The organism is Alkalihalobacterium elongatum, assembly GCF_019024285.1.
Classification (GTDB): Bacteria; Bacillota; Bacilli; order Bacillales; family Bacillaceae_F; genus Alkalihalobacterium; species Alkalihalobacterium elongatum.
The window spans coordinates 57,923-76,133 of record NZ_WMKZ01000017.1 but is presented as its reverse complement, the minus strand read 5'-3'; the positions used below and the strand labels follow the sequence as shown (position 1 = coordinate 76,133).

Here is an 18,211-nt window from a genome sequence, read left to right as displayed (position 1 = left end):
ATGAGGAGATTTCTTAAATTGAGATATATTTTTTTGTTAACGGTTTGTTTATCTTTGCTCATAGGGTGTTCCAATTATGAGCAAGTGAAAGAAATTGCGTTCATTGGTCAAATGACGCCTGATGAAGAACAGCACTATCATTTATATTCTTTTTGGAGTGCTATTCCTCCTGAAGATTGGGAAGAGAATGAAACGGATGATCAGCTTCGGAGACAGTTTGACCTTTACTCTTCGTTTAATGTTCCTGTAGGGAAGCTACACTTAATTTCATATCCAAGTCCTGAATCTAATGAATTTGATGAATATGTTGAGGTTTTAGGGATACAGAATTTCCCGACTTTCGTTATTTTAGATCATGAAGGAATTGTATTAAAGACAACTGATGTAAATGAACTTCTAGAATTTATCGATGGTTTACCTTTTATTGATCACGAAGAGTAACAATATTTCCCCACTTTCTATAACGAACGAAAGAAAGCTTTACCTTGAGAAAAAGGTAAGGCTTTTTTTATTTACAGCCATAAAGAGGGAATTAATGTTAAGATTGGGTTCGAGCTGACATAACCGAATTGCTATCAAATTATAAAAATAGCAATGAATGTTGGAAGGATTAGTGTGGTCGAGCAGGTGATGGATCTACTAATCGGTGTTGGAATTGTTTTTTTACTATTAATTTCATTTGTTGTGTTTAATAGCTTTAAAAATAGAAAGTAAAACGTCTAGATGAATGAGTACATTCTTAAAAATAGGGGAGGAGTGAGTGGATGAAGGGCTTGGAGAAGCGGCTTGTGTATTTGTTTACGGGAGAATTTTTTGCGGCTGTTACCTTTACGTTTATTTACGTTTTCTATTCGGTTAACCCAAATGACAGTTTTTCCTTACTTTATGTTTTTGTTGTATTGAACTTTATTCTTCTGCAAGGTAGCTTCTATTGGTTTATTAAATGGCTAAGGTTAAAGCGGAAGGAAATGGTTTTCGCTAACTTTTACAAATTTCTTTACGTCCTAAAAAAACTGAACCTCATTCTTATTATGGTCGGCCCTGTTATATTTTTGGTTGATGTATTTTTATGGGAACGTGTCTCGTATTTTGGTTCGGTATTAACTCTATTCATCTATGTTTTTGCGATAATCGAGTATGTCAACTATTATCATATCCAGTTAACCAATTATAAGAAGGGAAGAGGGAAACCGTCTTCAATAGCGAAGGAGCTTTACAACATAAATTTCCACAGAAACGGAATTCATCATCTTAATAAATACAATGGGGGTAAAAGATGATTAGTAAATTTAAAATTGTGCTTGTTGTCCTATGCGTTAATCTTTTAATCGTAGGATGTAGTTTGAAAAAGACGAATGTGACAGTAATTGGAGAAGGGCAATATGGAAAGATTGAAGGTCAGTACACGATTACTAACAACTTTATTAATGATAACATTTTACTGGAGTATACTGGGGAAGACGAGCTGATTGCGATAACACTTCAAGCCGAAAATCCAATTTCATTAGAAATCCTGAACTTTCAATTTCATATTGGAACGATAAATAACCAAACAGGTACGATTGAAGGGAAAAAAGCAAATAGCGGGTACGAGCCTGAAGACATTATCCAAATAATCAATCAAACAGAAATGACAGTAGAGTGGGAAACAGCCACTGAGGTTTATGAGGAAGTAATTCAGCTTACTACTGAATAAAATGAACTAGACGGGGGTGTTTTCAGCCTAGCCGCCTTTCTATTGATGTGAAAAATTTCCATGTAGTACGCTAACTGCAGGCATCTTAAAAAGAATACTAAGAAAAGGCATATCCCATGGGTATGCTTTTTCTATTGATAATTATATGGGAATCTTTTGGTGGTGGGTTTTGATGGAGAAAGCCATAGTATACGACATAAGTATGATAAAGTCTTATATTTTTTATTAGATTTCATTAGATAATGAATGAAAAACCAGCAAAGAAGTGGTAAATTACTACCAAATAAAGGGTGAATTGTGTATAATATGTAGTTTTTTTGTGTGCACGCGCTTATAATTATTACGTGATAAAAAAGAAGACGGTCGAGGTAGAGGAATTAAAACAGTTAAATGCCAGGAGGATAGATTATGGTAGTGACTAATCGAATTAATGTCAGTTTGGCAAATTCACAAGCTGCGAAATTTAATACACTTTCATCTCAATTACAAGCTCTCAATAGTAGTTTAAAAAGTATTAATGGAAATATAACCCATGGGTGGCAAGCGAAAGAGATTGTTTATATAAACCAGGCTATTACTAATATTAGTAAGGAGATTAGTAGTCTTACGTCGGAACTTAATTCCTTAGGAAAAGACGTTATCTCGGTTGCTCTTGAAATATCAAGAGAAGAGCAAGCCAAGATCGATGCTGCTAAAAAGGCAGCTGAAGCTGAAGCAGCAGCCAAGGCTGCAAAAAGATAGGAGGGCTCGTTATTGTCGCGGATAAATGTGAAAACTGGATTTGTTAGTCAACAAGTTCCAGGACTAGTGAATAATTCTAAAAGAGCATCCGAAATAAAAAGTTCTCTTGCAGCCATGAATTGGGGTATTGATAATAGAATCAAAGCACGTCGGGGAATAAGTGCTAGGTTAAATCATGCACAAAAGTCATTAAATGTAATAGAACAAAGGATACATAATTTAACGAACGTCATAAATCAATCCATGAATAAGTATGATCATACGCAACGAATGCTAAATATAAAGGCAATGGGACTATATAAGCTGGATGGTGGAATAAAGCCATGGCATAGTTTATTTGCTTTATCTCTCTTTGCACGAGGCTTTATAGTTGGTGGTCCAGCAGCAGCTAAATACCCATATGGAATGCCAGGCGTATTCGGGAACTATTTTAATAGAGGAAACATCGGTGGACCTGCTAGCCTACTTCAGTATTATGGCATGAATCATATAGGTGGGAACGCTAATACTCCAACGACAGGTAATATGAGAGACTTGCTTATGGGAGCCATGTTTCCAATGGGAGCCATGGGTGGATTAATAAAAGGATTACAAGGATCTCAAACAGGTGGAAAAGCGAGCAACGCCTATAATTTAGGAAGTACTCTTGCCAAAGGCTTTACTGCAACAATACCTAAAACGTCGAATGATATTACAAAAGATTTAGGTGTATGTTATATTGACAATAGTAAAACTAGATGGACAAACGAGGGTCATCTAATAGGAGATAAAAAGGAAAACTCCCAGTATGGCATGACAGCTTCAGGGGGAGTAGGGTATTACGATTCTGACTGGGCAGGATTAAGTGGATTTAAAAACGGCCACGGTCAAATTGGTGGAAATGCTACGTTTTCAACGATCCACGGTAGCTTAGAATTAGATAATGCCTTTGTTAATGGAAATGCAACAATTGATATGTTAACAGCACAAGGTAAAGCTGTTATTGGTGGAGAAGGAATTCTGCCAGTCGCTATTTTAAGTGCAGATGCTAGATACTTAGGTTATGAAGGAAGAGCTCAACCTGGTAGCTTCACGGAGAAAATTCCTGGTGCAGACACAATAGGATTTAATCGATATGGGTTTCATGGAAATGCTGAAGTATTAACTGCAAAAGCACACGCTGGTGTAGATAACTTTACAGTCGGTATTGGAGCGAAAGCGGCTGCGGCCGAAGGGAAAATCGGAACGATTATTCCTATACCTTTTACCGATTATAATATTAAACCTCATATCGGAGGGTCTGCTGGAAGTATTGGTGGAGAAGCAAAACTTGGTTTAGAAAATAAATTAGGTATCCATATCGGTCTCGGACTAGAATTTGGTCTCACGTTTGAAAAAGACCCTAATAAATAGTTTAACCTCAATTCAAAGGGGCCAGTACATTTTTTTTATGCTCGAAAACAGGTGGATTATAGGAGGAATTGATGATGGCAAAAGAAATTAATTCATTAAAATTAGTAGTACCAACAGAGTTTTTACCTATTGGATCTGTCATAAAGGTAGACTTTATTGAACAAGCAATTATGATTTATGGTAGAAAACAACAACAAGCTGGCACAGATAAAGTCTGGGATTATGTTGCTTGTCCATTTCCACAAGGACATATTTCAGAAGAGACTAATGTGTTTATTGATCATGAATCAATCGAGGAAGTGGTTTTTAAAGGGTTAGAAACAGAGGGAGAGCTAGAATTAAGAGAGCGATTAAAGAAAGCTTTCGAATAGGAGTAAAAAATGAAGTTAAGACTTTTTATCGATATTATTAAAATGACAGCGGCTGAACTAAAAGACTGTTGGAAAGGTGTACAGGAAGCCGAAACGAAAGTAGAAAAGGCTAAATATATGTCTCTCGTTTACATGAATATTCTGTTTTTTCCTGTCTATTTAATTCCGTTGATTTCTTCATTATTCATAATTGGTTCCTCTTTTGTTTATGGTCCACTTCTATTATTTGGGCTTTTATTTACGGTACCTTTCATGTTGGTTGTCATAGTAGTGATGTTAAAGTTATATCCAAAAGTGAAAAGCAATTATTTAAATTCCAATGTAAACAACTAACGGTTGCTTCGTAGATTAAAGGTGGGTATTATGCAAAATAATAAAATTCCAAGCAAAAAAAGGTACATAGTAGCACTGATTGCTCCTATTATAGGAAGCTTAATATTTGTAGCCATGCTCTTTCTCGTGTTCTTAGATGACAGTGAAGATGTAAGAGTGATTGTACCTGGAATGGAAGAGTTAGTTTTAGAAAGTGGAAATTATACAATCTTTCATGAGTATAGAAGTATAGTTGATGGGAAAATTTATCATACCGATCATAACATACAAGGATTAGGCGTATTAATTTACGATCCGTCTACAGATATCCCAGTTCCATTACAACATTCAAGTGGTTCAACCTATTCGACTAATGGGATTGAAGGAACGTCAGTGTTTAAATTTTCGATTGATGAGCCTGGAAACTATCAATTAATGGCACAATATGAAGGTATCGATCAAGGTTCAGAGGTTGTGCTTAATATTAAAAAGTCGTTTGTAGGAAAGGTCATCGCCTTCGGTGGCGGAATATTTGTCATGGTTCTTTCTGTTTTGTTTTCCGTGTTCCTATTCCTGCATACTTTTTTCAAGAGATCGAAATTAGCAAAAGCCTCATAATGTATCGAGCGTTTCTCTTAGCTGTAACACAGCTTGGATGGAATGCTCTTTTTTTATTGGGAAATCTTTCGGGTGTTGTTAAACTCTATTCTAAATGGTACTTCAACCTTTCTATGCGACATAAGTATGATAACAATACATCGTTTTAATAGATTTCATTAAATAATGACAGAGAAACCGACTAGTCAGTGGGAAATTAATACCAAATAAAGGATAAACTGTGCATAATATGTAGTATTTTTACGTACTCGCGCTTATAATTATTACGTAATAAGGACGTTCGATATAGAAGAATAATAAGAGTTGAAAGCCAGGAGGATCGTTATGGTTGTTACAAATCGAATAAATGTTGGTGTGGCGAGTTCACAAGCAAATCGACTAAATACACTTGCATCACAATTAAAAGACTTAAACAAAAGTCTAGAAAGTATAAAGACTAATCTAAAACATGGATGGCAAGCAAAGGAAATTACATATATTAACAATGCAATTGCTAGTATTACAAAAGAGATTCATAGCCTTTCTTCTGAGCTGAATTCTATCGGAAGTGATGTCGTATCGGTCGCCCTAGAAATCTCGAGGGAAGAGCAAGCTAAAATCGATCAAGCGAAACGGGAAGCTGAAGCAAGAGCTAAGGCAAAAGCCGAAAAAGGATGATACTGAAAAGGAGGTTCTCTAATGTCTCGAATTCTTATAAGAACTGGTTTTGTAAACCAGCAGGTACCAGGAATTAAGCAAAATTCAACTAAAGTTTCTGAGATTAGAAGTAGAGTCTCCTCAGTCAGTGGGAGTCTCGATCGAAGAATTACCGTACGTAGAGGGATCGGTTCAAGGTTAAATCGAACAGAGAGTTCTTTAGGAAAACTAGAAATGCAGGTGAAAAATCTTCAAACCTTTGTGAACCAGTCGATGGCTCGCTATGCAAAGGCTGAAAGTTTTCTAGCTTCTAAAGGAACTTCTGTCGAGCGATTAGGGAAGGGTCATGTTTACGCGGGCCTGATGGGTCGAATATCTGGGTTCGGTGCTTATGCCAATAACATTAGAAAAACGATGGTGGAAGCTGGTTCAAACGCCCATGTCGTAGGAGCCACTTATCAAAGAGAAGAATCGGTTTTACATAAATTTTTTAGTGGTGTTGGAAAAGTTGGTGATGCACTTAATTTTTTTGACACCCCATTACTGGTTTCCAATGCACTTACCATTGCTACGGCTGCTGGTGTAACGAGTACGCTAAAGATCAATTACCGCGGAGGCAGGCCGTCATTGATGGATCGCATCAAGGGAAATTATCGTTTTACAGTTGCAGCGGCTGACTCTTGGACGAGTAAGGGACATCATAGCAATCCTATTGCTCGAAAAATTAAAGATTTCGCTAACTCAAAGCCTACAAATCCAATCTTGAAGGGTGTTCATAAAGCGGTCTCTTCCTATTCGAGCCCGTCCCATTTAATCAAACATGTAGCAGGGTTTGCGAAGGATACGAACTTTGCGATATCGATGACAGGAAAGGATATCCTTGATCATACCAAGAATAGAATGAAAGATGTTTCAACAAAAGGAGTACTAGAGAAAGCAGCCACAGCTAAAGGGTTTACTAATTTAGGTAAAGGGATCCCGCTAATTGGTAATGTTGTAACCATAGGGTCAAATGCAACGGAGTTTACTAATGCTGCTAATGCAAATAAGGGTGGAATGGAGAAAACAGGGAGATTTTTTGGAGGGGCTTTGACTGATTTTGGTGCTGTAGCTGCCGGTGCTTCAGCTGGAGCTAAGATTGGCGCTTTTGCTGGTCCTAAAGGTGTTATTATTGGAGGAGCAGTTGGTGGATTAGTTGGTGGTGTAGCAAATAACGCTTTCGTCAAAGATGTAGCGAAGGATGTTGGAGGAGCAATTGGTAGAGGCGCTGAAAATATAGGTAAAGCTATCGGCGAATCTTTCGGTGGAGCTGCTGAAGGTTTAGCGAATAAATTCAAATCCGTAACTAGCTGGTTGAATTAATTCTGGTTTATTTTAGGGTAATGTCCCTACCTTTTAGCGTAGCGTGGATCAGAGGTTCTAATTAGGTGGAGTTGAAACTCCCTCTGATTACTAATATTCTTTCCTGTTGGAGTGAGTTTACTATTAGGGGAAAAGTTGGATACAGATTGACTGCAAAGATATCTTATAATTAGTTCTTAACGTAGTCGAATATAAAGGAGAGTCAGCTGTTGCTTCAAGAAATGTTAATTAATATTGAGTATTTTTTCCTTATAATCTTTGGTTCGCAAATGGCCTTTGGTATAGCAACTGTCTTTTTAGGTAGTGTTATGATTAATTATTATGATTGGGGTATGTCCTATCCTCCAGAAAACATGTTTCAAAAACTCGTAAATTTATTTTTGATATCTTTTCTAGGATTGGGTCCGTCAATTTATAAACGAATGGAGCATCTCAACTGGTTCTACCGGAGGATTGTGCTATTTATTATAATGCTAGTGTTCGGGTTAATAGGTGTTATTATCTATGAGTTTATAAGCCAATTTTTACAGCACCTTTTATATTAATCCTGGTTTAGTTTTTGGTAATGCCCCCACTTCTTAACGTAGGTGTGAAGTTCTAAACAGGTGGAGACAGGATTTCTTCTAAATCGGTAGCCAGTTTACTAGAATATTGATGATTTTCTCTATTGCTGTTTTAGATAAGGGCTCTTTTCAATGTCCTTAGCGGCTTTTTACGTGGGTTGTTTTTCTAATAAAGTATTTTGTGTATCAATAAACAGTGACTAGAGGATCGGCCTATACATAATTTTACTGATGTATCGAGTGAGTAGATATTTTCTAAAGAGGAATGAGTGAAATGAACCATATTATGACGTGCACGACAGAGGAGCTCGCACTGTTAGTTTCTCTTTGTGGAGAGCCAGGGATTGCAAAAGGAATTGCCGAAGCTGCTATAGGTGAAAAAAGCCCTCAAGAGTGGGAAGCAATAATGGAAGTAACGGTACATCAATTAATTCTCAAGCAGTTGTGGGATACAGAAAAGGATCAAAGAGGAGAAAATCCCTTAAGTGAGCCAATGCAGGAGTTTATTCAATCCTATATCCAATCGGAATGGATGCTGCGATGTTCAAATGCATTTGGACAAAACACCCTTATGCTGCACCAAGTAGACGATAGTACTTGGCTTGCTCATATTGTCGACCGTGATATCATCCATGAGTTTTCTTATATGGATAAAACTGAAATTCCGAAATTAATTAAGGAATATTACTCTTTTGCACCTGTAGAAATGAATGAAGTGAAGGCCTTTCAATTAACTGACGAGGCCTTTGACTTATTAAGCGATCCGCACCAGATAGAGAAAGTGAAGAGTTTAAGTGACTTTACGGCTGAAGAAGAGTCATATTTTAATGAGTTTGTTCAAGATATTGAAGCGCATAATTGGACGCTGAATAATATTTCATTTTTCAACGTTCCGAATGTAGAGGAAGCACCGTTGCTTCATAATATCGTCTTTTTCCTCCCGTCGACTACTGGGATTTGGTCCGTTGAGTACACGGATGACCCAATCAAGCCAGTATTCGTTCAATTAATAGGATCTGCACAATGGGAAGAATTGTTGGATGGTGTCGGCACGGTAGCCACATCTGTGTAAAATGTGAAAAGATGATCTGAATTGAGAAAACGTATGGTCTTGAACTATACGTTTTTTTGTTTGTAGATATAATAAGAAAACTATTTAAGGAGAGTCAGCTGTTGCTTCATGAACTGTTACTTGGTTTTGAATACTTTCCAAAGCGAAGGAGGAGGACATCAAAGCGAGCGGAATGATACCCGAGCAGAGTGAGAAACGAAGGAAGAGGTAACTAAAGAGTGTGAATGGTTCCCGAGCAGAGCGCGAAACGAAGGAATCGGTAACTAAAGGGCGTGAATGGTTCCCGAGCGGGGAGAAAAACGAAGGAATCGGTAACTAAAGGGCGTGAATGGTTCCCGAGCAGAGCGCGAAACGAAGGAAGAGGTAACTAAAGGGCGTGAATGGTTCCCGAGCGGGGAGAAAAACGAAGGAATCGGTAACTAAAGAGCGTGAATGGTTCCCGAGCAGAGTGAAAAACGAAGGAATCGGTAACTAAAGGGCGTGAATGGTTCCCGAGCGGGGAGAAAAACGAAGGAAGAGGTAACTAAAGGGCGTGAATGGTTCCCGAGCAGAGTGAGAAACGAAGGAATCGGTAACTAAAGGGCGTGAATGGTTCCCGAGCAGAATGAAAAACGAAGGAATCGGTAACTAAAGAGCGTGAATGGTTCCCGAACAGGGTGAGAAACGAAGGAAGAGGTAACTAAAGAGCGTGAATGGTTCCCGAGCAGAGTGAGAAACGAAGGAAGAGGTAACTAAAACACCCGAATAACTCCCGCCCTTGTGTTTAAACAACCCACGCGGTCACTAATCATTCACCAATCCTTCCGAATCCGGCACTAGCACCTAATCAACCAACCAAGTCACCGCTCCTCCCCCGCACTAGCATCTGATCAACCTTCCCCCACCGCCCTCAACCACAACTCCTCCATAAAAACAGAAAAAGTGAGCTCTAGTTCTTTTGGAACAGACGCTCACTTTTTTACAGCTAATGCTATTTTAATATATAGACAGAATTGCCCATTTGTAACAGAAAGCTACAATTTTTACAAAATTAACGTAAAAACTTATTCTACATTCCCTATATTTCCATTATAATGAGTATCGTATCAATGAAGTATCCACAAATAAGACTAAAATGGGTATGAGCAAAACGATAGAATCATTTGTTAATATATAGAAAAATTATGGATATCTTACATTTCCGTATTCTTTCCCATGGAACACCCCACAAACCCCAGGTTCTTTCCAATGGGACAGTTCACTGACCCCAATAGAGGAGCGATTGTTGTGATATTAACTCTTTTTGATCGAGGTAAGGCGTTTACGTTAGCCCTGCCCGAAAACATTACTGGAAAATACATACTGACGTCAGTTGACCAAGATAACCACCCAATCGACATCATGGCGATTGAAGCAGAAGCTGGGCAGTGGTTTTTAAAATCGAACAAATATGCCTTCCTGAAAAATACAAATAATGAAATGGTCAGAAAAGTACCAGTAGAGCTCTTTAAGACGTACACGATTTACCGAGAGGGTGAGCCTACTGCTCTTTTGTATGTCGAGCCGCCTGCTGAAAGTAGAAATCAGTTTACTAGACATCACGTTACCGCCGACACGATTAAGATCGGAAGAGGCAAGACGAGTCAGATCTGCTTTTCTCACAAGTTAGTTTCGAGCTCGCATTGTACGATTGAATATAAGAAAAACGGACAGGCGGTGCTAAAAGATAACGAGAGCTCCAACGGTACATATGTGAATGGTGCGAAAGTGAAGGAGAAAGTTCTTTCAAATGGTGACGTCATTTACATCATGGGGTTAAAAATTATTTTTAACGGCAGGCTGCTTTCGTTAAATAACCCGCATCAACTCGTATTTTTAGACAAACACACTTTCAGCCCTTTTATTGCCGACAAACCGATCCAAGAGGATGAAGATGAACTCGATGATTTTAATGTAAAGGATACAGATAGTCATTTATTCTATCGTTCTCCGCGCTTCAAACGCGATATTGAACGCAAGGAGATTAAGATCGATCCACCGCCGCAGCCAACCGACATGGAAGAAACGCCACTCATGCTGATGCTTGGTCCATCAATTACGATGGGGATGGCTTCAATGTTTACTGCGCTGTTCATGGTACAAAATGTGATGCGAAATGATGGTGATATGCGGACCGCGGTTCCGATGCTCGTCATGGCATCAAGTATGCTCATCGGGATGGTTCTTTGGCCGATTTTAACGAAGAAGTATGAAAAGAAGAAGCGCCAGAAAAAGGAAGCGATCCGCCAGGAAAAATATAAAGCCTACTTACTTGAAATGAGACGAGTCATTGATGTCGAATGTGAGCACCAAAGTGAAATTCTTCGTGAAAACCATATTCCAGTTGAAAATTGTGTGGCTCGAATTGAAAACAGAGAGCGAACTCTCTGGGAGCGGGTGATTGGGCAAAATGACTTTCTTAAAGTACGGCTTGGAACAGGAAATCTACCGCTTGATGCCGACATTAAATTTCCAGAGCGAAAGTTTTCTGTTGATGATGATAACTTACAAGAAGAACTTTATGAGATAGCAGATACGCCGCAAATTTTAAAGGATGTTCCTGTTACTTTATCGTTAATGGATGAGCAAGTGAGCGGGATTATTGGCGAGCGAAGTAAAGTAAAGGATTTTGTGAAAGGGTTAACGATTCAATTAGCCTCTCTACATAGTTACGACGAATTAAAGCTAGTGTTTATTTATGATAAGAGTGAGCATGAGGATTGGAAGTTTGCCAAATGGCTTCCGCATGTTTGGGATGAAGAGAAAAACATTCGCTTTATCGCTTCAGATGCGAATGAGTTAAAGGAGCTTTCTGCGTATTTTGAAAAAGAAATTACGCGCCAATCCGAGCTGCAAGAAAGTGATCTCCAGGAATTAACGCAGCATATTATTGTGTTCTCGATGAGTAAAGATTTAGCTTCCAAAGCTGAAATGTTCAACATGCTTTTAAAAGAGAAGAACAAGATCGGCTTCAGCTTAGTCACGCTTTATGATGAGTTAGAAAAGCTGCCGAAGGAATGCTCCAAGGTGGTCGAGCTTGGTAATGACGGCTCGAAGATTTTTGACAAGGATGATATTTCAGGGCAGTACACAGCATTTAACGATGACATCTACTTACACAAAAAAGCTGAAGACTTAGCGATCCAATTAGCTAATATTCAACTAGCGACATCCCTTGAGCAATATACGCTTCCGAATATGCTGACTTTTCTTGAAATGTTTGGCGTTAGTAAAATCGAGCATTTAAATGCGCCGACGAGATGGAAGGAAAATAACCCGACGTTGACGATTGAAGCACCGATTGGGGTCGATACGATGGGGCAGCCGTTTATGATCGACCTTCATGAAAAATACCATGGCCCACACGGATTGATCGCGGGTATGACTGGTTCTGGTAAAAGTGAGTTTGTTATGACGTTTATTTTATCGCTAGCTGTCAATTACCACCCAGATGAAGTCGCATTTATTTTGATTGACTATAAGGGTGGTGGAATGGCGAATGCATTTCTGAACTTGCCGCATTTAGCAGGGACGATTACGAACCTCGACGGAGCAGCGGTGAAGCGTTCATTGATTTCCATTCAAAGTGAATTGAAGCGACGTCAAGCGATTTTCAGTGAAACGAGCCAGAAGATTAATGAAAGTAATATTGATATTTATAAATACCAAAAGCTGTATCGTGAAGGGGTCGTTACCGAGCCACTGCAGCACTTATTTATGATTTCTGATGAGTTTGCTGAGCTGAAAACCCAGCAGCCTGAATTCATGGAACAGCTGGTCAGTGCGGCAAGGATTGGACGAAGCTTAGGGGTGCATTTAATTTTAGCAACACAAAAGCCTTCGGGTGTAGTAGACGATCAAATTTGGAGTAACAGTAAATTTAGGATCAGTCTCAAGGTACAAGAAAAAGCCGATAGTATGGAAGTTATTAAACGGCCAGATGCGGCGGAGTTAAAGACGACAGGGCGTTTCTACTTACAGGTCGGATACAACGAGTTGTTTGAGCTTGGGCAATCGGCTTGGGCAGGGGCACCATATATTCCAACGGAAAAAGTCGAAAAACACCAGGATAACAGCATTCGTATTATTGATAACTTAGGGCGCGTCATTAAAAGTGCCAAAGTCGATAAGCAGCAAGGCGCAGTGAAAAATCCACCGAAGCAAATTGATGAAGTGACGAAGTATTTAGAAAATCTAGCAAAACAAGAAAATATTAAAGTGAAACCGCTTTGGTTAGAGCCGATCCCGCAGCTGATTTATATTGATCAGTTAAAAGCGAAGTACGAGGCGAAGACGGAGGAGCCGTTTGTGCTCAATCCAGTCGTTGGTGAATACGATGATCCAGCTAACCAACGTCAAATGGTGATGAGAATGCCGATTACCGAAGAAGGAAACACCGTCATTTATGGTGTGGCTGGCAGCGGGAAAACGACGTTCTTAGCGACGACGATTTATTCGTTGATGGAGGAGCATACACCTGATGAAGTCAACTTCTATATGCTCGACTTTAGCTCTGAAACACTAAGCTGGTTCCGTCAAGCACCTCATGTTGGTGACGTGCTGTTATCGCATGAAAGTGAAAAGATTAGTAATCTATTTAAAATGCTTAATAGTGAAATTGAGAACAGGCGCCGACTGTTTTCGAATTACGGTGGAGATTTCTCAACTTACAACCAAGTTGCAAGTGAGAGTTTACCATCGATTGTCGTTGTCATTCATAATTACTCTGCTTTTTCAGAAATGTATGAGCAGTATGAAGAAGCGATCTCCTTTTTGACTCGTGAAGGGCTTAGATATGGAATTTACTTCATCTTAACGGCTGCGAATGCGGGTGCGGTGCGCTATCGACTGCTGCAAAACTTTAAGCAATTATTCGTACTGCAGTTAAACGACAGCTCGGATTACTCGGGCATTTTAGGAAATGTTGATGGGGTATATCCTTCGAAATATAAAGGTAGAGGAATTTTTAAAGCGGAAGACGGTGTGTTTGAGTTCCAAGTCGCACAAATTGCACAAGATGTTCCAGACATGTATTCATTTATGACGGACTATTGCCGTAATCGAAACGAACAATGGAATGGCTCTGTTGCTAAGAGAATTCCTGTTTTACCTGAAAAAGTGAACATTGAATATTTGCGAAATGAAATTCACAATAAGCAAACCGATCAATTGCCAATCGGCGTCGATAAAAATTCTCTCGCCGTTACGTATTACGACTTTAGAGCATCCTTCGTCAATTTAGTGCTGGCGGCGAATGGGGATGACTGCTCGAGCTTTATGCATGCGCTAGTCGATGTCGCGACATTAAAGGGAGACAGTGAAGTGATTGTGCTTGACCCGAATGGAAGCTTAACGGGGGATGCTAGTCGTTATCAATATGTAAGTGAAACGAGTGCGTTAGAAGAAATGATCGTTCACTTGTTTAATACCCTCGTTCAGCGTAATAACGATACGAAGGACGCAGCGGAGGAAGGCAAAGTTCCTCCTGTGTTTGAACAAATCACTTGTTTTATTGACTCTTTCACGGATCTCAATATGCATTTATCAGCGGATGCTCAAGATAAATTAAAGGTGTTTTTAGAAAGAGGCGACTCGTTAAACGTGAACCTAATTATTTCCGATAGTGTCGACAAAATTAGTACAATCACTTTCGAAAGTTGGTTCCAAAAGCAGGTGGCGTTGAACCAGGCGATTTGGATCGGCAACGGAATTACGGATCAATACACGCTAAAAATCAGCAAAATTACAAGTGATATGTACGGTGAAATCCCGCCAGAGTTTGGTTACGTCGTAAACAAAGGTAAAGCGAATGTCGTTAAACTGCTAACCGCTACGGCAAAAGAGGAGGCATTAGCTTATGGATAAGGTGCTTGTCGAAGTGTATATTCCCGCTTCCGATGATACTTATGATGTATTCATTCCTTTAAAAAGCAAGTTATACGAAGTGTCCTTCTTGCTCGCTAATACAGTCGCCGAGCTCTCCCAAGGCTATTTTGTCGCAAGTGAAAACATGCCAATATGTGACCGTCAAACAGGTGAAGTGCTCGATATCAACAAAACCGTTGAAGAGCTGCAATTAAAAAATGGGAGTAAGTTAATGTTGCTTTAATCGGTAATTACAAAACAGCCCACATTACAGCGGCAGGGGAAAATTGAGCTAATTAAAACCTAGCAAACTCTTATATTCTATAAAGGAGGTGAGAAGACATGGCACGTACGATTAGAGTTGAACCAGCAGTATTAGAAACAACTGCAGCTCGCATTGAGCAACAAGCAGCTGATTATGAAAGAATTTACAGACAGCTTTATGCTGAAGTAGATGGAATGGGAGCGGCTTGGCAAGGAACTGATAACCAAGCGTTCGTAACACAAATCAAAGGATTTACTGATGATTTTCAAAAGATGGCGACTCTTATGAAGCAATATGCGGAGTACTTACGATTAAGTGCGAAGACGTATCGCGAAACACAAAACGAAGTTATTAACCATGCAAGAAGGTTAACGAACTAATACTTATAAATAGCTATTACAATGGAGGTGGATGAAATGGCTGATGGAATTAAAATTTCACTTGCCGAGGTAAGTAAAACCTCGTCACAAATTCGAGCGTTAAACGCCCAATTGGCGTCAAACCTGCAAGACATTAAAAAGGAAATGAACAATTTAGCACAAACGTGGGATAGTGATGCTTCGAATACCGTTCGAGCAAAATTTAACGCGTTAAGTCCTCGCTTCGATGAGTATAACCAAGTGGTCGAAAGCTATGCTAAGTTTTTAGATAACACGGTTACGAACTATAACGCTGCTGAAACAGCAATTAACAATAATGCGAATGCGTTTAAATAAGCTTGTGTAAAAGCATATCAATAGTCACGTTGATTTTAGGCTCAGTGCATGAGCCTAAGATCAACATTTTATTCAGCTGTTAACAATCTACGAGCCATAACCTCACAACAATAGCTCCGTTTACATCATTTGGTATACACTGGTTTTCGCTGGTAAATTGTTTAACATCATCGACCACGCATCACTGGACCTTTCCTACTAGAATCCTTCCATATCAGGGGGTCTTAAAGTCTTAACTTTAGCGAAGGTGAAATGTGAAGAAAACGAAAATCTAGGCAATAAGGTCTAACTCCTCGTTTTTCCACTATATTATATAGTCCGTTTATTTTACAATGAACTATGTGCAGTGGTTTGAGGTGCCTGATTGTATATTTTTCGATTGGAAAAATTTATCATTAGGTGCATTTCACAGGCTGAAATATTAGTTATGGAGTCGAATGCTATGATTAACCAACTTGAATTAAGTATAGAGAGTTATGGTATTTCTAAATTTCTATTTTATAAAGTTATTAATACGGACGACGTCCATTTAGAGACGATTGAACTACTACAAAATCAGCAAATCCCTGGTTTGGTCCCATGTGCTTCTACTCAAGAAAAAGAACAAACCTTTATTCGCTATGATTTAGTTTCGGACCTAACATTAAAGACCTATTTATCGGACATGGTCACTAAAGGACGTTTACTAAAATGCTTAAGTGAATTGATTGAAACATTAATGGAAGCACAAAGAAACAGCTTAAACCTTGATCATTTTGTACTGAATGAACAGTATATGTATATTGATAGCTTTTCAAATAGATTAGTACTTTTGTACATGCCATTGAAACATAACAACTTTGAGCAAATCACTCTTAAACAGTTTTTAAAGCATATGTTATTTATGGCTCCTTATAACGAAGAAGATGATATGGCCTTCTTTATAAAGTTACAAAACTACTTAGCAACAGTTGAGGACATTTCTTTTGCTGAGTTAAAGGAAATTTTAGCAGCATTTTCAGAGGATCAACAAAAAGCAGACGATAACTTCTACAGACCAGGAAGTGACGAAGAAATTAAGACGACGGTTGTAGATGGTGTGTCGACTACAGAATATCGAACAAGAAAAATTGATAAGAAAAAAAGTCCGAAGGTAGAAATCGAAGAAGAAGTTCAATACAAACGAATTACCCGCACAGAGCTAGATGAAAACACACCTTATGTGGACAATTCTAATTTAGGTGTGACTTCTATTAACATTACGCCGTTTGTTCAAGAAAATATCATTGATAGTGAAGATATTGAAGAAGAAGGAACGACGGTTTTAGGTGGCGAGCCTGATGCTGGCGACGATGAAGACGAAGCAACAACTACTCTAGGCTATCAAGAAATACCAGAGCCTTATTTCATTCTCCCTGCTACGAATGAAAAAGTAGTCATCACGAAACGAGAGTTTACGATTGGCCGTGATCCAAACAAAGTGGATTATGTATCGAAAAATCGAGTCGTTGGCCGTATTCATGCGATGGTACTAATTGGGGATGAAGAATACTTTATCCAAGATAATAAGTCAACAAACGGGACATATGTCAATGATAAAAAGCTTGAAGCATATGAGCGAGTGAAAATTAAACATGATGATCAAATCAAGCTCGGAAACGAAGAATATATTTTTAAATTATTCTAAAGTGCGTGTTCAAAAAGGGGGACAAAAAGATTAGAGAAGTTCGAGGCGGAGTACCTGCGAGTATGCTTTTAATACTTGAGCAACACAGAAGCAAACTCCCCAGACTTTTTGAACGTCCTCTAGATAGGTGGTGAAATAGGTGGCTTTTTTAACGACATACCATACGGACATAGGTCTACGTAAGCAGACGAACCAAGACGCCCTGTTAATCAAAACAGCAATAACTCCTCAAGGACCAGTTGGCCTTTTTATTATTTGTGATGGAATGGGAGGACTTTCCCACGGGGAATTAGCGAGCGCGACTGTTGTCCGCAGCCTGGCAGAGTGGTTCGATGGGGAGTTGCCTGAATTACTCAAAGCTGATCATAACGAAAGTCTTGAACTCATTTTAGAGGAAAAGGTAAGAGAATGTAATCAAAAAATTCTCATGTATGGTGAAGCGTCTAAAATAAGACTTGGGACAACGTTAACGGCATTTCTCGTCGTGCACGAAAAGTACTATTTAGTACAAATAGGCGATAGTCGAGCTTACACGATTAATGATCAGCTAACACAGCTAACGAAAGACCAAACATTAGTCGCGCGCGAGCTGGAGCGCGGCAATATTACCGAAGCACAAGCGAAGGTCGATAAACGGAGAAACGTTCTCTTACAATGTGTCGGTGCTACCGAAAACCTTGATGTCGTCATTTCGACTGGTGAGGTTGAAGCGGATACAACGTATATGCTATGTTCAGACGGTTTTTATCATAAAATATCAGAGCGTGAAATCTGGCAACACCTTGCCCCTGAAAATCTGATTGATGAAAATCAGATGAAAGAGAAAGTGGTTGAGTTAGTAGATTTAATTAAATCACGTAAGGAAAAAGATAATATCACGATCTTATTAACGAAACTAACATAGATATGGGGGTGAGC

General features: G+C 39.1%; 17 protein-coding genes. All 17 read left to right on the top strand.

Annotation, left to right across the window (positions count from 1 at the left end):
* Positions 1 to 18 precede the first annotated feature (18 nt).
* The gene (locus GKP30_RS15685) at positions 19 to 441 is read left to right on the top strand and encodes a hypothetical protein (protein WP_216830403.1); all 423 of its coding nucleotides are present in this window, start codon (positions 19 to 21) and stop codon (positions 439 to 441) included.
* Between the two features lie 323 nt (positions 442 to 764).
* A complete protein-coding gene (locus tag GKP30_RS15680; protein WP_216830402.1) occupies positions 765 to 1,280 on the top strand; it encodes a general stress protein in 516 nt (171 codons plus the stop codon).
* Positions 1,277 to 1,696 carry a hypothetical protein gene (locus GKP30_RS15675; RefSeq protein WP_216830401.1) on the top strand — a complete coding sequence of 140 codons (420 nt, stop codon included), beginning with the start codon at positions 1,277 to 1,279 and terminating at the stop codon, positions 1,694 to 1,696. The genes GKP30_RS15680 and GKP30_RS15675 overlap by 4 nt, the downstream gene beginning before the upstream one ends.
* A gap of 408 nt (positions 1,697 to 2,104) precedes the next feature.
* Positions 2,105 to 2,437, top strand: a complete 333-nt coding sequence (locus tag GKP30_RS15670; RefSeq protein ID WP_216830400.1) for a hypothetical protein — start codon at positions 2,105 to 2,107, stop codon at positions 2,435 to 2,437.
* A gap of 12 nt (positions 2,438 to 2,449) precedes the next feature.
* Entirely contained in the window at positions 2,450 to 3,829 is a 1,380-nt protein-coding gene (locus GKP30_RS15665) for a hypothetical protein (protein WP_216830399.1), read from the top strand.
* A gap of 74 nt (positions 3,830 to 3,903) precedes the next feature.
* Positions 3,904 to 4,200 (top strand): DUF4176 domain-containing protein, encoded by a 297-nt coding sequence (locus GKP30_RS15660; RefSeq protein WP_216830398.1) that lies wholly within the window; start codon positions 3,904 to 3,906, stop codon positions 4,198 to 4,200.
* A 9-nt stretch (positions 4,201 to 4,209) separates the two neighbouring features.
* Positions 4,210 to 4,533: a hypothetical protein gene (locus tag GKP30_RS15655; RefSeq protein ID WP_216830397.1), complete on the top strand. Its 324-nt coding sequence runs from the start codon at positions 4,210 to 4,212 to the stop codon at positions 4,531 to 4,533.
* Positions 4,534 to 4,563: 30 nt separating this feature from the next.
* A complete protein-coding gene (locus GKP30_RS15650) occupies positions 4,564 to 5,130 on the top strand; it encodes a hypothetical protein (RefSeq protein WP_216830396.1) in 567 nt (188 codons plus the stop codon).
* Between the two features lie 324 nt (positions 5,131 to 5,454).
* On the top strand, positions 5,455 to 5,787 hold the full coding sequence (locus GKP30_RS15645; protein ID WP_216830395.1) for a hypothetical protein: 333 nt from the start codon (positions 5,455 to 5,457) through the stop codon (positions 5,785 to 5,787).
* Between the two features lie 21 nt (positions 5,788 to 5,808).
* Positions 5,809 to 7,128 carry a hypothetical protein gene (locus GKP30_RS15640; RefSeq protein WP_216830394.1) on the top strand — a complete coding sequence of 440 codons (1,320 nt, stop codon included), beginning with the start codon at positions 5,809 to 5,811 and terminating at the stop codon, positions 7,126 to 7,128.
* 837 nt (positions 7,129 to 7,965) lie between these two features.
* The gene (locus tag GKP30_RS15635) at positions 7,966 to 8,763 is read left to right on the top strand and encodes a hypothetical protein (RefSeq protein ID WP_216830393.1); all 798 of its coding nucleotides are present in this window, start codon (positions 7,966 to 7,968) and stop codon (positions 8,761 to 8,763) included.
* A gap of 1,266 nt (positions 8,764 to 10,029) precedes the next feature.
* Positions 10,030 to 14,646 carry a type VII secretion protein EssC gene (gene essC, locus GKP30_RS15630; protein ID WP_216830392.1) on the top strand — a complete coding sequence of 1,539 codons (4,617 nt, stop codon included), beginning with the start codon at positions 10,030 to 10,032 and terminating at the stop codon, positions 14,644 to 14,646.
* A complete protein-coding gene (locus tag GKP30_RS15625) occupies positions 14,639 to 14,890 on the top strand; it encodes a ubiquitin family protein (protein ID WP_216830391.1) in 252 nt (83 codons plus the stop codon). Before essC ends, GKP30_RS15625 begins: the two co-directional genes overlap by 8 nt.
* Positions 14,891 to 14,988: 98 nt before the next feature.
* The gene (locus GKP30_RS15620; RefSeq protein WP_216830390.1) at positions 14,989 to 15,291 is read left to right on the top strand and encodes a WXG100 family type VII secretion target; all 303 of its coding nucleotides are present in this window, start codon (positions 14,989 to 14,991) and stop codon (positions 15,289 to 15,291) included.
* Between the two features lie 36 nt (positions 15,292 to 15,327).
* Positions 15,328 to 15,627, top strand: a complete 300-nt coding sequence (locus GKP30_RS15615; RefSeq protein WP_216830389.1) for a pore-forming ESAT-6 family protein — start codon at positions 15,328 to 15,330, stop codon at positions 15,625 to 15,627.
* A gap of 442 nt (positions 15,628 to 16,069) precedes the next feature.
* A complete protein-coding gene (locus GKP30_RS15610; RefSeq protein WP_216830388.1) occupies positions 16,070 to 17,293 on the top strand; it encodes an FHA domain-containing protein in 1,224 nt (407 codons plus the stop codon).
* Between the two features lie 139 nt (positions 17,294 to 17,432).
* On the top strand, positions 17,433 to 18,197 hold the full coding sequence (locus GKP30_RS15605; protein WP_216830387.1) for a PP2C family protein-serine/threonine phosphatase: 765 nt from the start codon (positions 17,433 to 17,435) through the stop codon (positions 18,195 to 18,197).
* Positions 18,198 to 18,211 lie beyond the last annotated feature (14 nt).

What these genes read in the sequence shown, in the direction of transcription:
- GKP30_RS15650 (WP_216830396.1), top strand. Translation starts at nt 4,564, where the DNA reads ATGCAAAATAATAAAATTCCAAGCAAAAAAAGGTACATAGTAGCACTG.
- GKP30_RS15635 (WP_216830393.1), top strand. Translation starts at nt 7,966, where the DNA reads ATGAACCATATTATGACGTGCACGACAGAGGAGCTCGCACTGTTAGTT.
- GKP30_RS15655 (WP_216830397.1), top strand. Translation starts at nt 4,210, where the DNA reads ATGAAGTTAAGACTTTTTATCGATATTATTAAAATGACAGCGGCTGAA.
- GKP30_RS15625 (WP_216830391.1), top strand. Translation starts at nt 14,639, where the DNA reads ATGGATAAGGTGCTTGTCGAAGTGTATATTCCCGCTTCCGATGATACT.
- GKP30_RS15640 (WP_216830394.1), top strand. Translation starts at nt 5,809, where the DNA reads ATGTCTCGAATTCTTATAAGAACTGGTTTTGTAAACCAGCAGGTACCA.
- GKP30_RS15680 (WP_216830402.1), top strand. Translation starts at nt 765, where the DNA reads ATGAAGGGCTTGGAGAAGCGGCTTGTGTATTTGTTTACGGGAGAATTT.
- GKP30_RS15615 (WP_216830389.1), top strand. Translation starts at nt 15,328, where the DNA reads ATGGCTGATGGAATTAAAATTTCACTTGCCGAGGTAAGTAAAACCTCG.
- GKP30_RS15620 (WP_216830390.1), top strand. Translation starts at nt 14,989, where the DNA reads ATGGCACGTACGATTAGAGTTGAACCAGCAGTATTAGAAACAACTGCA.
- GKP30_RS15675 (WP_216830401.1), top strand. Translation starts at nt 1,277, where the DNA reads ATGATTAGTAAATTTAAAATTGTGCTTGTTGTCCTATGCGTTAATCTT.
- GKP30_RS15645 (WP_216830395.1), top strand. Translation starts at nt 5,455, where the DNA reads ATGGTTGTTACAAATCGAATAAATGTTGGTGTGGCGAGTTCACAAGCA.
- GKP30_RS15670 (WP_216830400.1), top strand. Translation starts at nt 2,105, where the DNA reads ATGGTAGTGACTAATCGAATTAATGTCAGTTTGGCAAATTCACAAGCT.
- GKP30_RS15610 (WP_216830388.1), top strand. Translation starts at nt 16,070, where the DNA reads ATGATTAACCAACTTGAATTAAGTATAGAGAGTTATGGTATTTCTAAA.
- GKP30_RS15660 (WP_216830398.1), top strand. Translation starts at nt 3,904, where the DNA reads ATGGCAAAAGAAATTAATTCATTAAAATTAGTAGTACCAACAGAGTTT.